The sequence below is a fragment of the Candidatus Igneacidithiobacillus taiwanensis genome, assembly GCF_031962545.1.
Lineage (GTDB): Bacteria > Pseudomonadota > Gammaproteobacteria > Acidithiobacillales > Acidithiobacillaceae > Igneacidithiobacillus > Igneacidithiobacillus taiwanensis.
In genome coordinates this window covers 23,421-39,866 of the sequence record NZ_JAVRKK010000013.1, presented here as the reverse complement: position 1 = coordinate 39,866, position 16,446 = coordinate 23,421, and the positions used below count along the sequence as shown (strand labels likewise).

The window sequence follows — 16,446 nt, the reverse complement described above, 5'->3', positions numbered from 1 at the left end:
GCCGAACGGCCACACCATCGACTCGGACAGAAACCACCGCTATCCTTCCTCCTCCAACATCTACCACAGTGCCAAAGGTGGTGGACGCATACATTGCCTTGCCAAGGCTTACCGGCGACCAGTACCATTCAGGCTTCACGGATGCGCGTTGATCGCTGGAGAGCGGTGATGTTTCACGGAAGTATGGTGGCACTGGTGACGCCAATGGATTCCACCGGCGCGGTAGATGATCGGGCTTTGCGCGAGCTGGTGGAGTGGCATATTGCCGAGGGTACCGATGCCATCGTTGCCGTTGGTACCACCGGTGAGTCGGCAACCCTCTCGGTCAAAGAGCATGTTGCGGTGATTCGCAGTGTGGTCCAGCAGGCGCATGGCAGGATTCCCGTCATTGCCGGCACCGGCGCCAATTCTACCGCCGAGGCCATCGATCTTACCCGAGCCGCGATGGAGGCCCAGGCGGACGCAGCCCTGCTGGTCTCACCCTACTACAACAAGCCTACCCAGGAAGGGCTCTTTCAACATTACAGCGCCATTGCCGATGCCTGCCACTTTCCGATGATTCTCTATAATGTGCCCGGTCGTACCTCGGGTGACATCCTTCCGGAGACTGCTGCGCGCTTGGCGCAGCGTCCTTGCGTGGTAGGCATCAAGGAAGCGAGTGGTAAGATCGATCGCGTTGCCGAGATTCTGCATCTCAGTGAGATGCACGCGGCCAGCATCGAGGTCTATAGTGGCGACGACAGTGCGGCCCTGGCTGCGGTGGCTCTGGGTGCGCGCGGAGTCATTTCGGTTACCGCCAATATCGTCCCCCGCGCCATGGCCGAGATGATGGACGCGGCCCTTGCCGGTGACTTTGCCCTGGCGCGGCGCATCAACGCCGCCTTGGTGCCCCTGCATCGCGATCTTTTTGTCGAATCCAACCCGATTCCGGTCAAGTGGTTACTGTCGGACATGCAACGCATGGGCCCACAGATTCGTTTACCGCTGACACCACTGCAAGAAACCTATCACGCGCGGCTGCGCGCCGCCCTGCAGCATGCCGACCGCGCCCCCCTTTCTAGTGCCTCATGAGTACGCCTGCCACCATGCGCAAACGCCTAATTACTCGTAGTGTCGCCGTTGCCACCGCCCTGAGTCTCGGGCTCAGCGGATGCTCCTGGATTCCCTTCTTCAAGACCAGCAATGGTCCGGCGTGCACCGACGCCAAGCTACTCAAGCCCTTGGCGGTGCCGCCGGATCTCTTGGCATCGGCGCCACAGCCCGGGGTCACGGTCCCTGGTGGCGGTCTCAGCGATAGCGAAGCGGTGCAGCAAGCGGGGGTAGACACCAGCAATGGTTATGCGGTCTTCCAGCCGCGGTTGGCGCCCGGAGAAAAGCCCGTTGCTGAGTCTTCGGTGCCCGGGGTACAGGCAAGTCTGATTGGGCAGGGTAAGGATCTTGCGCTGCAGACCTCGGCCAAGCCGGAACAGATTTGGACCGCAGTACGCGCCGCTTTGGCAGAGCAGAAGATTGCCGTAGCGAAATTCTCGCCAGAGAAGAACGAACTGGTTACCGACTGGCAATATACCCGTGGCGGACTGACCTCTTTCTTTGGCAATAGCATCGGCTCCAACCGGCGCATGAAATATACCTTCCGGCTCCAGCCCGGCAGCGATGGTGGGCAGGTTCTGCATCTCCAGCAAGAGCGGATGTGGATCAGCCCAGCCTCCGAGTCGGTGAGCTGGAGTCCGCACGAGCCGGATCTCGATGCCAATCGGCACCTGCTGCAGGCAGTGCAAAAGCAGCTGGCACAAACGGTGGTCATGGCCGAAATGCCGGTCATCAAGGTTACCCGCTACCGCGATGACCTCGGCCCATATCTCGTCCTCGATCAGCCGCCCGTCAAGGCACAGCCGGCGGTACAGATGGCCATCAACAGCCTCGGTTACCCGGTGCACAACGAGGCTCTAGGGGTCTGGTCGGTGCAGGTCCGTGGCGGTAAAGAAAAACAGAGTTCCGGCATCCTTGGCGGTATGTTCACCAATGCCTGGCATAGCATCGAGGGAATCTGGGGCGGCGGCAAACCTGCCAAGCCCTTGGTGGTGCGAGTGCGCCTGCTGGCCATGAAAGATGGCGACGGCAGCGTGCTGGAGACCTCATCCGGCAACAGTGGCGACGAGGAAAGCAAGGCGGCCGTCGAGGTGCTCGACAAACTGCAGAATGCGCTCGAGCCGAATAAAGGGAATGCCTCATGATTGAGCGTTACACCCGCCCCGAGATGGGCGCACTCTGGACCCAAGAAGCAAAATATCGGGCGTGGTTACAGGTAGAGTTGGCGGCTTGTCGAGCTCTCGCGGCAAAGGGGGAAATCCCAGCTGCCGATCTCGCCGAAATCGAGGCAAAGGCCAATTTTGATGCAGCGCGTATCGATACGATCGAAAAAGAGGTCAAGCACGACGTAATCGCCTTCCTTACCTCCGTTGCCGAATTTGTCGGCCCTTCCAGCCGCTACATCCACAAGGGCCTCACTTCTTCAGACGTGGTCGATACTGGCTTTGCCCTGCAGTTACGGGACGCCGGTCAGCTCCTGCGCAGCGGCCTGCAGCGCCTCGATCGTGCTTTGGTGCAACTCGCCTGGAAGTACAAAGATACGATCATGATTGGCCGCTCCCACGGTATTCATGCCGAACCCGTCACCTTCGGTCTCAAGGTGGCGGTTTGGCGTGCCGAGGCGCAACGCAACCTGCAGCGTTTGGAGCGGGCCATCGCTACGGTCTCGGTGGGGATGCTCTCCGGGGCAGTCGGCACCTTTGCCAATGTGGCACCGGCAATCGAGGAGGCGGTTTGTAAGGAGCTTGGTCTGCAGCCGGAACTCGCCAGCACCCAGGTCATCTCCCGCGACCGCCACGCCGAGTTTTTCAATATGCTCGCCCTCATTGGCGGCTCCATCGAAAAAATCGCCATCGAGATCCGCCATCTGCAACGGACCGAAGTCCTCGAAGCCGAGGAGCCCTTCAGCGTTGGGCAGAAGGGTAGTTCCGCCATGCCTCACAAGCGCAACCCCATCCTCTCCGAGAACCTCACCGGCCTGGCGCGCCTGCTGCGCGGCTATGCCGGCATGGCGTTGGAGGATATTGCCCTGTGGCATGAGCGCGATATTTCGCACTCCAGTGTCGAACGCGTCATTGGCCCGGATGCCTGCATCGTTCTCGATTTCATGCTGCACCGCGCTAGCGGTCTGCTGGAAGGTTTGGTCGTTTACCCCGAGCGCATGCGCGAAAACCTCGAGCGTATGCACGGTCTGATCTTTTCCCAGCGAGTGCTCCTGGCCCTCACCGAAAAAGGGATGTTGCGGGAGGATGCCTACCGGCTGGTGCAGCGCAATGCCATGCGGGTTTGGCAGGAAGGCGCGGATTTTCAGGCGCTGCTGGCTGCCGATCCCGATCTGCAGCCGTACCTGAATGCCGCCGAGCTGTCGGCGCTCTTTGATTTGGGCTACCACACCCAGCAGATAGACGCCATCTTCGCTCGCGTCTTCCCGGAAGGACGGCCGGCATGAGCGCGCGCGAGAAGCTCTACGAGGGAAAAGCCAAGATCGTCTACGCTGGCGACCAGCCTGATGAGTTGATCCTCCACTTCAAGGACGACACCTCTGCCTTTGATGGCGAGAAACTGGCGCAACTGGCGCGCAAGGGCGAAGTCAACAATGCCTTCAACGCCTTTATCATGGAGTATCTGCAAGGGGCTGGTGTGCCCACCCATTTTTTGCGCCGCAGCGGTCCGCAAGAGGCGGTGGTGCAGCGCCTGGAGATGATTCCGGTGGAGTGCGTGGTGCGCAACCGTGCCGCCGGGTCCCTTTCCCGCCGTCTGGGTATTGAGGAGGGCAGGGTACTCGAGCCGCCGGTTCTGGAGTTCTTTTACAAAAGCGACGCCCTGCACGATCCCTTGATCAACCGCTCGCACATCCGCAGCTTTGGCTGGGCAAGCGCCGCGGAGGTCGAGGCGATGACCCACTGGAGCGAGCGCGTCAATGGCTTGCTGGGGGATCTCTTTGCGCGCGCCGGCTTGATCCTGGTCGATTTCAAGCTCGAATTTGGCCGCTTTCATGGTGAGCTACGTCTGGGAGATGAATTCAGCCCCGATGGCTGCCGTCTTTGGGACGCCCAGAGCCTGGAAAAGATGGACAAGGACCGTTTTCGCCGCGATTTGGGTGGCGTGGTGGAGGCCTACATCGAGGTGGCGCGTCGCATTGGCGTGCCGCTCCCATAGCCGGTTTGTCTAGGAGTTTGCCGTGACCTTCGCCATGCATCGCGGGGCTCAGGCCCTTTCTGTTTTTCGCGCGCAACGCTTGATGCAACGCATCCGCGCCGCCGGCATTGCCATCGACGATTTATCTGCGCGCTTCGTCCATCTTCTGGATTGGTCAGGCGCACCAACGGAGCAAGAACAACGGCTGGCCGAGAGGCTGCTCGACTACGGCGAGGCATGGAAGCAGGATTGCGGAGGTATGGAGATTGCGGTGGTGCCGCGGCTTGGCACTATCTCGCCCTGGTCGAGCAAAGCCACAGAAATTGCCCAGGTTTGCGGTCTGTCGTCCTTGCGCAGGGTAGAGCGCGGCATCGCCTTTTACATCCAGCATAGTACAGCGCTGTTATCGCAACAGCGAGCCGTCCTCCTCAGTCTTCTGCACGACCCCCTTACCGAATCGGTGCTCGAAGACTGGGCCGCTGCCGATGCGGTATTTGCGCACCCCGAGCCGCGTCGGCTTCGGCGCATTCCCTTCCTGCGTGAGGGTATGCCAGCGCTTTTGGCCGTCAACGAAGAGCTTGGCCTGGCGTTGTCGAGCAGTGAACTGGAATATCTCGAGCAGTTGTTTCGGACCTTGCAGCGCGACCCCAGCGATGCCGAATTGATGATGTTTGCGCAGGCCAATTCCGAGCATTGCCGGCATAAAGTCTTCAATGCCGATTTTCGGCTCGACGGTATTCCGCAGCAGACGACCCTGTTCGGCATGATTCGCTCCACCCACGCCGCCCATCCCGAGGGCACGCTTTCCGCCTACCACGATAATGCGGCGGTCATTGCCGCTCATGCGCCCAGCCAGTATTTTGCTGTTGCGCCCACGGGTAGCTATCAAATTCACGAAGAAAATCTCGCCATTCTCATCAAAGTCGAGACCCATAACCATCCTACCGCCATTTCGCCTTTTCCGGGTGCGGCAACCGGGAGCGGCGGCGAGATTCGCGACGAAGCCGCCACCGGCCGGGGCGGCAAGGCAAAGATGGGCCTCTGCGGTTTCTCGGTCTCGCAATTGCGTATTCCCGGGTATGAACAGGCCTGGGAGAAGGATTTCTACGGGCGTTCTCCGCGAATCCGCTCAGCGTTGGAAATCATGCTCGAGGGGCCCATCGGTGCTGCTGCCTTCAATAATGAGTTTGGCCGTGCCAGTGTGGCTGGCTATTTTCGCGTCTTTGAGGGCGAGGCCGGCGGCCGCCACTGGGGCTATCACAAACCAATCATGCTGGCCGGCGGGGTAGGGCAGATTCGCCCGGAGCTGATCCACAAACGTCCTTTGCCCGTTGGCGCCAAGGTGCTGGTTTTGGGCGGGCCGGCAATGCTCATTGGCCTCGGCGGCGGTGCAGCTTCGAGTGTAGCCAGCGGTTCAGGCGAGGAAGGCCTCGATTTTGCCTCGGTGCAGCGGGGCAACCCCGAAATGCAGCGGCGAGCCCAGGAAGTGATCGAGCGCTGCAACGCCATGGGCGCGGATTCTCCCATCCTTGCGATCCATGACGTGGGAGCCGGCGGCCTCGCCAATGCGGTACCGGAACTGCTCCACGATGGCGGCCGCGGCGGTAGCCTGCAACTACGCGCCATTCCCAACGAAGATCCGGCCATGTCGCCCATGGAAATCTGGTGCAACGAGGCGCAAGAGCGCTATGTGCTTGCCGTATTGCCAGAGCGGCTCGACGAATTTCTTGCGCTCTGTGCGCGCGAACGTTGTCCGGTGGCGGTTTTGGGTGAAGCAGAAGAGGGGCAGCGCCTCCATTTGCAGGATACCCTGCTCGGCGATGACCCCGTCGATCTCTCCCTCGATGCCCTTTTGGGTTGCCTGCCGCGCATGCAACGCGATGCCCAGTCCTTGCCAGTGCCCACGGCTGCCCTCGTCACCGCAGGAGTGGACCTTCGCGAAGCGGCCTATGCGGTGTTACGCCATCCGACGGTAGCGAGCAAGGAGTTTCTGATTACCATTGGCGATCGCAGCGTTGGCGGGCTTATCGCTCGCGATCAGATGGTCGGCCCTTGGCAGGTGCCGGTGGCCGACTGCGCGGTGGCTGCGGGTGACTTCTGGCATTTGCATGGCGAGGCCATGGCCATGGGCGAACGCGGGCCGGTCGCGGTCCTCGATGCCCCGGCAAGCGGCCGCTTGGCCTTGGCCGAAGCCCTCACCAATCTCTTTGCTGCCGATGTCCAAGCCCTCGGCCACATCAAGCTTTCGGCCAACTGGATGGCGGCAGTAAACGTTCCTGGTGAAGATGCGCGTCTCTACCAAACCGTGCGCACCATTGCCGAAGAGCTCTGTCCCGCCCTCGAGCTCAGTATCCCGGTGGGCAAGGACTCCCTCTCCATGCAGAGCGTTTGGTCCGACAACGGCGTGCAGAAATCGGTAACCAGCCCCCTCAGTGTGGTAATTACCGCCGTAGCACCGGTGGCCGATGTTACCCAGACCTGGACTCCGCAGCTGCAGGCCGTCGACGATAGTCAGGTCTGGTTGCTGGATTTGGGACGTGGCCGCCTCGGCGCTTCCATCTTTGCCGAGGTCTTGGGGCAGATTGGTGCGGAGCCTGCTGACCTCGATGATCCCAAGCTTTTGCGCGCCACCTTCGACTGGCTGCGCCGCTTGCGTGAGCAAGGTATCGTCTTGGCCTACCACGATCGCTCCGATGGCGGCCTGTGGGCCAGTCTCTGCGAGATGTCCTTTGCGGGCCGCCGTGGTCTTCGCATCAGCATCCCCGAGCATGCGGATTCCTTCGCCTTTCTTTTTGCGGAGGAACCCGGGGTTTTGCTGCAGGTTCGTGCCAGCCACGCTGCCTTGTTGCGGGAATTGGCCGCTTCGTTTGGCCTGCAAGATCACTTACATTGTCTAGGCGAGGTGCAGGTGGACTGGCGCCTGCGTGTCGAGCAGGGAGATGTCTGCCTGCTCGATGAGGCGGCGAGCGAACTCTTGCGTGCCTGGGCCGAAACTAGTTATCGCATGCAAGCCTTGCGAGACGATCCCGCCGCAGCGGAAGAGGCCTACGCCCAGGTAGCGGCGAGTTCTCCGAGCCTTTATAGCAACTGGCAGGAGGGGTCGCGCGCCGCCTTTCCTAGTCCTGCTCTGGGGCAGGCTCGGCCACGGGTGGCCATTTTGCGCGAGGAAGGCGTCAACGGCCAGATCGAAATGGCCGCTGCCTTTGTGCGCTGTGGTTTCGATGCCGTCGACGTACACATGAGCGATCTCCTTTGTGGGCGCGATGACATTCGCAATTATCCCGTATTTGCTGCCTGTGGCGGCTTTTCCTACGGTGATGTGCTCGGGGCCGGGGCCGGCTGGGCAAAGTCGATTCTGTACCACCCACAATTGCGGGATCAATTTGCCGACTATTTTGCCGACTCCAACCGCCTCGCCCTTGGTGTGTGCAATGGTTGCCAGATGCTGGCAGAACTACGCGAGCTGATTCCTGGCGCGGCAGGATGGCCGCGTTTCCGCCGCAATCGCTCGGAGCAATTCGAGGCACGTTTGGCTATGGTCGAAGTGCTGCCCTCACCCTCTTTGCTCTTTGCCGGGCTGGAGGGGCTGCGTGCCCCAATCGTCATTGCTCACGGCGAGGGCAGGGCAGAGTTTTCCGGGCAGGCGGCGAACGAAACCCCGGTGGTGCTCCGCTACATCGACGCCGCAGGTGAGGTGGCACAACGCTATCCCGCCAACCCCAACGGCTCACCGGCAGGCATTACCGGGCTCTGCTCGGAGGATGGTCGCATCAGTATCCTGATGCCGCATCCAGAGCGAGTGGTGCGTAGCGCGCAAATGAGCTGGCATCCTGCCGACTGGGGCGCGGACAGCCCTTGGTTGGAGATCTTCCGCAACGCCTATCGCGGCGTATCCTAACGGATTCGCCGCGCAAAACGCTTTAGAACAGATTCTTGATCGTATCGATCAGTTTTTCACCCGTGCCGCTTTCCGTGCTTGCCGTTGACGAAGTCACACTCGCCACCGGTGGGTAGCCAGTCAGGTAATCACTCACTCCGGGCGGAGCGCTGGCGCTCTCTGCAGGGCCCGTTACCGATGCCGGGCGCGGGAAAGGTAGGCTCGGTGTCTTGGCCAAGGCGGTCTTCATGTAGTGGATCCAAATGGGCAATGCCTCCCGCGCGCCTGCGGCCCAGCGCCCCATGCTGCGGTTATCGTCGTAGCCGACCCAGACACTGGTGGTGATTCGAGGACTAAAGCCATTGAACCAAGCGTTGTTTTCATTGTTGGTGGTGCCGGTTTTACCGGCGATGTCGCTTCTCCCTAGGCTTTGTGCCGCAATACCGGTACCAATCTTGATCACCTGCTGCATCATCTCGGTCATGAGATAGGCCACCCCTGGGGGCACGCTCGTACTCGTTGGTGGCGGTTCATAGCCCAGCGGACAGTCGAGTAGGGAGACCTGAGTGCCGTTGCTTTCCACGATCTTGCGAATCAGATAGGGCTTGACCAAAAAGCCGCCATTGGAGAAGACCGCATAGCCGCGCGCCATTTGTAGTGGGGAGAAATCCCCGGAACCCAAGACCATAGAAGGTACTTGCGGGATTTGCTTGGCTGGGAAGCCGAAGCGTTGCACGTACTGGCTAGCATAAGGAATCCCGATATCCATGAGGATTCGTACGCTGGGCACGTTGTGGGAATAGGCAAGATTCGCCCAGACTGGGATGGGGGTATTGGAAAACTGATTGCTATAGTTGGTGGGCGTATAGACTTGACCCGAGGGTAAGGTGATGGATAACGGTGTGTCCGGAATCAAGGTTTGTGGCGTCATATACGTGCTGCTACCCGAAGCAAGCAGGGCTGGTGCGTCCATGGCAGCCGCGTAAACGAAGGGCTTGAAGCCCGATCCCGGCTGCCGATAGGCAAATACCGCGCGGTTGAAGTGACTGAGCTCGTAACTGAAGCCGCCGCTGATGGCGAGAATTGCGCCGGTGTGGCTGTCGAGGCTGACGATTGCCCCCTGCACCTTGGGAATTTGGGTCAGCTGCCATCCGCCAGCACCCGAAGACCAGACGTTTGCTCCCCATTCCTGACCCTTACCGACGGTTACCGCACTCACGTAGGGGCGCAACCAGACTAGGTCACCGGGGTGCAGCACGGCATCGACGCTGCGCGGCTTCGGTCCACCCACTCGAGCGCGGGCCCAAGAAACGTCTTTCAGGGTAAGGGTTACGGTTCGTTTACCTTCGAGAGAGAGTTCGGCGCTTTTGGCGGAGCTCGAAATCACGACCGCCCAGCGCAGATTGGCGGGATCGTGGGGAGGTAGCTCGCTGGGTCGTTTACCAGCCAAAGCTGCCTGTAGAGCGCTACCGTGCAAGCGAGCGATGGGACCGCGATAGCTTTTGGGGTCGAGGCTGGTCAGGCCCATATCATAGTTTTCGAGCCCGACCTCGAGGGCCTCATTGGCCGCGCGCTGGTCCTCGGGGTCGATACTGGTATACACCTTGAGACCAGAGCGATAGGTAAAATCGGTGCCGAATTGTTGGCTCAGCCAGTTGGCAATCCAGTCTGTGGCATAGGGGGCAACGTTACTTGCCGCCTCGTGGTAGCGCGACAAGACTTGTTTGGTCTTGGCCGCGGCCATTTCGCTCTCGGTGATGTAGCCGCGCTCATACATCCGGCGCAGCACGTAGTCGCGGCGCTTGATGGCCAATTGCGGGTTGACCACTGGATTGAGATACGACGGTGCCGGGGGAAGGCCGGCGATGGTTGCCATCTCGCCCAGACTGAGCTGGTCGACGCGCTTGCCAAAGTAGGTTTCCGCTGCTGCTTCGACGCCATAGGCGCCCTGGCCGAGGTAGATCTTGTTGAGATAGAGCTCGAGAATCTGCGCGCGGCTGAAATGATCGGCCAGCTTATAGGCAAGAAGGATCTCGGCGACCTTACGGGTAATGGTTTTCTGCGGCGTCAGGTAAAAATTGCGCGCCACCTGCTCCGGAATGGTACTTGCCCCCTGCACCGGCGCCATGTGGATGAGGTCGACCACGAATGCGCGCAGAATGCCGGGTAGGCTTACCGGATAATAGAGCGGATTATGGCTATAGAAATGCGAGTTTTCGGCAGCAATGAAGGCTTCCTGTAGCTTGAGGGGAATCTGCTGGAGGGGCAGCGCATACCGCATTTGTGGTCCCACTACCTGCAAGAGGCTGCCGTTGGCGGCATAGATACGCAACGGCTCGTCTGGATGCCATTCTTTCAGCTCGTGCACCGGGGGCAATGTGGCCCAGATCCGATAGGTAAAAATGGCGGCGCCAATGAACAGATTAGCGATGAGGAGCGCAATGATGATGAGGATCCAACGTCCATAATGCCTGCGGGGTGCCGTTTTCTGCGCTCCCGAGCTTGTCTTTCCTTTGCCCATGTACCTTCCCTAAAGCGACCTATAATCAAGCCCCGTCGATTGCGACAGGGCCCTTTGCCGCCTATGATACCACGATGATTTTTTCGAGTCGCTTCGCCCCCAGCCCCACCGGCTACCTGCACCTGGGCAATGCCCGTACTGCACTCTTTGCCTTCCTTGCGGCACGACAGAGTGGTGGGCGCTTTGTGCTACGGTTGGAGGATACCGACCAGGCGCGTTCCCCCGAGGAGCTGGCCGCAGCCCTGCTCGACGACCTGCGCTGGTTGGGGCTCGACTGGGATGAAGGCCCTGAGCGCGGTGGTCCGTACGGCCCCTATGCCCAAATGGAGCGCCTACCCATTTATGCCGAGTACTATCAGCGCTTGCTCGATAGTGGGGCTGCCTACCCGTGTTTTTGCAGTAGCGAAGAATTGCAAGCAGAGCGCGAGGCGCAGCGGCAGGCGGGCAAGGCACCGCGCTATTCCGGACGCTGCCGTGCCTTGCCAGCGCAACAGGCGCAAGAGCGTTTGGCTGCTGGAGAGGCCGCCAGCTTACGCTTTGCAGTAGCGCAGCAGGGTGTTTTGCGTGTGGATGATCTGGTTTGGGGTGAGCGCAGTTATGCCTTGGCGGATTTGGGGGATTTCATCATCCGGCGCAGCGATGGCTCACCTGCGTTCTTCTTTGCCAATGCCCTCGACGATGCGCTGATGGCAATCAATTTGGTCATTCGCGGGGAAGATCACTTGACGAACACGCCGCGGCAGATCCTGATTCTGCAGGCTCTTGGCTTGCCGGTGCCGAAATATGCACATCTTCCGTTGCTGCAGGGGAGTGACGGACAGCCCCTGTCCAAGCGCAATGGCGCAGCGAGTCTGCGCGATCTGCGCGCGCAAGGTTTTTTGCCAGCTGCCCTGCGCAATTACCTCGGGCAGTTGGGGCATCACTATCCCGACTCGCAGTGGCGTGATGACGAGCGGTTGGTCGCTGAGTTTTCCCTGTCGCAGATTGGCCGTGCTCCGGCGCATTACGACCCGACGCAACTCTTGTTTTGGCAAGAACAAGCGGTGCAGCACAGCGACATCGCCACTCTCGTTGCCTGGTTGCGCGACCTGCTGGCGGAATGGGTGCCCGCAGAAGCGTTGAGCAATTTCGTAGCCGCGGTGCGCAACAACATTCGCTTACCCGCCGATGCCGTAGACTGGGCCAAACGCTGTTTTGCACCTTTGCCTCTACCGGACGATGTACGCGCAGAATTATCGGCGATTCCTGCCACCTTTTGGGAGGCGGCGCGCAGTAGCTACGAGGAGGAACCCCAGGATTTCCGTGCTTGGAGCAAGCGTCTGGGCGAACGCAGCGGGCTGAAGGGGCGGGCATTGTTTCATCCCTTGCGCTTGGCGCTCACCGGGCAGGCCCAGGGGCCGGAACTCGCGCAACTCCTGCCTCTGATTCCGCGTGCAGAAGTTCTCCGCCGTCTGACGCCGATCTCCTCCTGAGGAAACTATGTCCAGCCAGCTACCGCCGTTGTACCTACACGATAGTATGCAGGGTCGTAAGGTCCCCTTCGTTCCGCAGCATGCGGGGCAAGTAGGAATTTATGTTTGCGGCATGACGGTCTACGACTACTGCCACCTCGGTCACGCCCGCGCCATGGTCACCTTCGATACCTGGGTGCGCATTCTGCGTCATTGGAAGTTGCAGGTGCGCTATGTGCGCAACATCACCGATATCGACGACAAAATCATCCAACGTGCGGCGCAGAACAGCGAGGATATCACGGCTCTTACCGAGCGCTTCATTGCTGCCATGCATGCGGATGAGCAGGCCTTGGGTTGCCAACCTCCTGATCTGGAGCCACGCGCCACAGGGCATATTGCAGGCATGCAGCACCTCATCGAGCAGCTCATTGCAAAAGACCATGCCTACGTGGCCAACAATGGTGATGTGTATTATGCCGTGCGCAGCTTTCCCGAGTACGGCAAGCTTTCCGGGCGCAGCCTCGACGAGCTACAGGTGGGAGCGCGCATCGAGGCCGGCGAGGAGAAGCGCGATCCCCTCGACTTCGCCCTGTGGAAAGCGGCAAAGCCGGGAGAGCCAGCTTGGCCATCGCCCTGGGGACCAGGACGTCCGGGTTGGCATATCGAGTGCTCGGCCATGTCCACCGAAGCCTTGGGCTGCAATTTTGATATTCATGGGGGCGGTCTCGATCTGCAGTTTCCCCATCATGAAAATGAAATTGCCCAGGCACAAGGAGTGGGCTGTGCCTACGCTCGCTATTGGTTGCACAATGGTCATATTCGCGTTGGCAGTGAAAAAATGGCCAAATCTCTCGGTAACTTCGTAACCGTGCGCGATTTGCTACCGATTTTTGGCGGCGAGGCTTTGCGTTTTTTCATTCTCAGTAGCCACTACCGCAGCCCCTTGCAGTACACCGACGACGCCCTCAGCGCGGCGCAGAGTGCCCTGTCGCGCCTCTACACCGCGCTGCGCGGCGTGCCCAAGCACGAACTCGTCGACGGCTTGGGTAGCGATTGGGAAACACGTTTTCTACAAGCGCTGGCAGACGATGCGAATACCCCAGAGGCGATTGCGGCACTCTTCGATTTGGCGCGAGAAATCAATCGCCTGCGAGAACAAGGCAGTGAACTGGCGCCCCCCCTGGCGGCCTTGCTTTGCAAGCTTGGCGGCATCCTCGGGCTCTTGCAACAAGATCCGGAGCAATTTTTCCAGGGCGATAACAGCGATGTGGCTTGGATTGAAGAGCGTCTGGCGGCGCGCCAAGCAGCGCGCGCTGCACGCGATTTTGCTCGCGCTGACGCCATTCGCGCCGAGCTCGACGCCGCTGGTATCGTTATCGAGGACGGTACCGGCGGCAGCAGCTGGCGGCGGCGCTGATGAAATTGCTCTTGGTTTGTTTGGGAAATATTTGTCGGTCTCCGATGGCGGAGGGTATTTTTCGACAACTTACGGCACAACGGGGGCTGGCGTGGGAAATCGACTCTGCCGGAACCGCAGATTATCACGTGGGCGAGCCTCCTGATCGTCGTGCCCAGCGCGCCAGCGCCGAACTTGGTATCGCCATTGGCGATCTGCGGGCACGGCAAGTCAACGAGGCAGATTTTTCCCATTTCGATTGGATCTTGGCCATGGATGGCGATAATCTGCACCGGCTTCGGGCACTCGCCGGGAGCGACTGCAAGGCTCGGCTGGGCCTCTTACGCGATCCCTTTCTCCAGCATCCCACAGCTCTCGAGGTTGCCGATCCCTACTGGGGAAACCTGGATGATTTTCTTGCCTGCGCAGAACAAATCCGCCAGGCCGCCGAGGCCTTTTTGCAACGCATCGATAAGAAGGAAAGCTAGTAAACAGGCGGCATCCCTGCCGCCCTCGTCTAGCCTCCCTCGAGCAAATCCCCCTGTCCTTTGGGCACAAAGTCCGCTGGTTCTTCGTTTGCCGACACAAGTTCCGGTACTGAGCTATCTGCAAGCCCAGACACATCGGCTACCCCAAGATCGGGCGCCGACGCTGCCATTTCGACAGATGTTTCAGACTCCACCGAGGATGGCGAGTCGAGCGCAGGCTCGACTATAGCCTCGGTTGATGCAGCTTGTGCGGGTGTTTCGGCGTTGCTCTTGGTAGCGGCAAGGGCACTGGCGGGAACCATCATACGATGCCAGTCATCGGCCGCGGGCACGGCACCGGGATAGCGCAACTCTTCATCGACCATGCCGCCCTCTACTGCTGGCGGGATCGTATCCGCCATTTCCTCGGGCTCGGCATCCTCGTCGCTGCCTCTTGCGTCGAGAGCGGTCGACGCTTCACCACTGTGCTGCCGGCGGGCACGGGCCCGCCGACCACCACGACGACGACGGCGCCCACCACGCTCCGCCTCGTTGTCTGTGCCCGACTCGGCATTGTTGGCGGTTGCTTCTGGTTCACCAAGCCCCGTTAGGGCAGCAAAGGTCTGGGCATCCATGGGCACGTAGCGAGACACCAAGGCGCGTACCAAGCGCGCCAAAATCCCTTCCTCTTGCTGCACCACTGGGGCAGCAGCCTTACCGCTTTTCACCACCCGTGGTGGCGGCAGCTGCTCTGGCGGCGGCGGGGCGGTAAGGGGGGTAATGGCTGCGGTGTTGTTACTCGCTGCCTTGCTTGGACGCTGCGGCACGGCCGTGGGTTTGGCTTCGGGCGGCCGCACCTCGCTCGCGCCCTCGCCCTTGATGCGCTGTATGTCGTAATGGGGGGTGAGGAGGGCGGGATTAGGGATGATGTTGATACGGACGCCACTGCGTGCCTCGAGCTCTAGTATTGCTTGGCGTTTTTCGTTGAGCAGATAGACCGCCACATCGATGGGCACTTGACATTCGACCTCGCTGCAGTGCCGCTTCAAGGCCTCTTCATGGAGGAGACGGAGCACATGCAAAGCGGTACCCTCGCAACCGCGAATCTGCCCCGTGCCGCTACAGCGCGGGCAGGGCTCATACGTAGCCTCGTCAAGGCTCGCGCCAAGGCGTTGGCGCGACATTTCGAGCAGACCAAAACGGGAAATCCGGCCCACCTGCACCCGTGCCCGATCGATTTTCAGGGCCTCGCGGATGCGGGTTTCGACCTCGCGCTGGTGCTTGGGCGATTCCATGTCGATGAAATCGACGACGATCAGCCCGCCAATGTCGCGGAGTCGGATTTGCCGCGCAATTTCTTCAGCAGCCTCGAGATTCGTCTGGAAGGCCGTTTCGGCAATATCCTGCCCTTTGGTGGACTTGCCCGAGTTGATATCGATGGCAACCAGTGCTTCGGTGTGATCGATGACGATGGCACCACCCGACTCGAGGCGAACCTCGCGACTGAAGGCTGATTCGATCTGCTGTTCGATTTGGTAGCGGCTGAAGAGGGGAATGTCATTTTCGTATTTCTTCAACCTCGGCAGCATGTGCGGCATCATAGCGCTCATGAACTGTTGCGCCGCCTCGAAGGCCGAGGGCTCGTCGATCAAGATTTCGCCGATATCCTCGGAAAAATGATCGCGCAGGGCACGAACGACGACGTTGCCCTCTTGGTAAATCAAGAAGGGAGCCGGTCGTTCCGCAGCGGCGGCAACTATGGCTTCCCAAATCTGCTTGAGATATTCGAGATCTCGCTGCAGTGCTTCAAAATCCTGCCCGATGCCGGCGGTGCGGGCAATCACGCCCATGTCTGGCGGGATATCCAGCATTTGTAGATGTTGACGAATCTGCGCGCGATCATCACCCTCGATACGCCGCGAGACCCCACCGGCGCGCGGATTGTTGGGCATGAGTACCAAGTAGCGCCCGGCCAGGCTCACAAAGGTGGTTAGCGCTGCGCCCTTGCTCGAGCGTTCTTCCTTGTCGACCTGGACGATGACTTCCTGCCCTTCGCGCACCAATTCTTGAATGCGCTTGCGCCCGGATTCCTGCTGCTGGAAATATTCGCGGGAGATTTCCTTTAGGGGCAAAAACCCGTGACGCTCGGCACCATAATCGACAAAGGCGGCTTCGAGACTGGGCTCGATGCGGGTGATTCGACCCTTGTATACGTTGCTTTTTTTCTGTTCGCGAAAGGCGTGTTCGAGGTGCAGGTCGAGAAGCTTTTGGCCATCCACAAGGGCCACCCGCAGCTCTTCGGCGTGGGTGGCGTTGATCAACATTCTTTTCATCACTCGTTTCTCCGGCGCTCAAACCCATAACGGGGAGCGCTACGTATTCTGTGAACTGGGCAGCATAACCGGTCGCAACCGGTGCAAATACCGTGGCATTCGGCCGGTGCACTTTCACTGCAGCGCGGCTTAGATCGCAATATATGACAGAAACGAATAGAATCGCAATGC

General features: G+C 60.2%; 10 protein-coding genes. 8 read left to right on the top strand and 2 right to left on the bottom strand.

Going from position 1 to position 16,446, the window contains the following annotated elements; translation table 11 throughout:
* Positions 1-168 precede the first annotated feature (168 nt).
* From dapA to purL, 5 genes are read left to right on the top strand one after another with little or no spacing between them, the layout of a single operon-like run.
* On the top strand, positions 169-1,071 hold the full coding sequence (gene dapA / locus RTI30_RS03635) for a 4-hydroxy-tetrahydrodipicolinate synthase (RefSeq protein ID WP_312262263.1): 903 nt from the start codon (positions 169-171) through the stop codon (positions 1,069-1,071).
* Between the two features lie 14 nt (positions 1,072-1,085).
* Positions 1,086-2,234, top strand: a complete 1,149-nt coding sequence (locus RTI30_RS03630) for an outer membrane protein assembly factor BamC (RefSeq protein ID WP_312262264.1) — start codon at positions 1,086-1,088, stop codon at positions 2,232-2,234.
* Entirely contained in the window at positions 2,231-3,538 is a 1,308-nt protein-coding gene (gene purB / locus RTI30_RS03625; RefSeq protein WP_312262265.1) for an adenylosuccinate lyase, read from the top strand. The genes RTI30_RS03630 and purB overlap by 4 nt, the downstream gene beginning before the upstream one ends.
* Positions 3,535-4,248, top strand: a complete 714-nt coding sequence (gene purC, locus RTI30_RS03620) for a phosphoribosylaminoimidazolesuccinocarboxamide synthase (RefSeq protein WP_312262266.1) — start codon at positions 3,535-3,537, stop codon at positions 4,246-4,248. The genes purB and purC overlap by 4 nt, the downstream gene beginning before the upstream one ends.
* 22 nt (positions 4,249-4,270) lie before the next feature.
* Positions 4,271-8,125 carry a phosphoribosylformylglycinamidine synthase gene (gene purL / locus RTI30_RS03615; protein WP_312262267.1) on the top strand — a complete coding sequence of 1,285 codons (3,855 nt, stop codon included), beginning with the start codon at positions 4,271-4,273 and terminating at the stop codon, positions 8,123-8,125.
* Between the two features lie 22 nt (positions 8,126-8,147).
* On the opposite strand, the gene RTI30_RS03610 is transcribed toward purL, so the two are convergent.
* Entirely contained in the window at positions 8,148-10,625 is a 2,478-nt protein-coding gene (locus RTI30_RS03610) for a PBP1A family penicillin-binding protein (RefSeq protein WP_312262268.1), read from the bottom strand.
* A 74-nt stretch (positions 10,626-10,699) separates the two neighbouring features.
* Between RTI30_RS03610 and gltX the strand changes: the two genes are divergently transcribed.
* The 3 genes from gltX to RTI30_RS03595 are packed head-to-tail and all read left to right on the top strand — an operon-like array spanning position 10,700 to position 13,963.
* Positions 10,700-12,097, top strand: coding sequence for a glutamate--tRNA ligase (gltX, locus tag RTI30_RS03605; protein WP_312262269.1), 1,398 nt, complete (start codon positions 10,700-10,702; stop codon positions 12,095-12,097).
* Between the two features lie 7 nt (positions 12,098-12,104).
* Complete coding sequence (gene cysS / locus RTI30_RS03600; protein ID WP_312262270.1) at positions 12,105-13,496, top strand: cysteine--tRNA ligase; 1,392 nt, start codon at positions 12,105-12,107, stop codon at positions 13,494-13,496.
* A complete protein-coding gene (locus RTI30_RS03595; protein ID WP_312262271.1) occupies positions 13,496-13,963 on the top strand; it encodes a low molecular weight protein-tyrosine-phosphatase in 468 nt (155 codons plus the stop codon). Before cysS ends, RTI30_RS03595 begins: the two co-directional genes overlap by 1 nt.
* A 29-nt stretch (positions 13,964-13,992) precedes the next feature.
* Here RTI30_RS03595 and RTI30_RS03590 read toward each other — a convergent pair whose 3' ends face one another.
* Positions 13,993-16,275: an Rne/Rng family ribonuclease gene (locus RTI30_RS03590; RefSeq protein ID WP_312262272.1), complete on the bottom strand. Its 2,283-nt coding sequence runs from the start codon at positions 16,273-16,275 to the stop codon at positions 13,993-13,995.
* Positions 16,276-16,446: the final 171 nt, after the last annotated feature.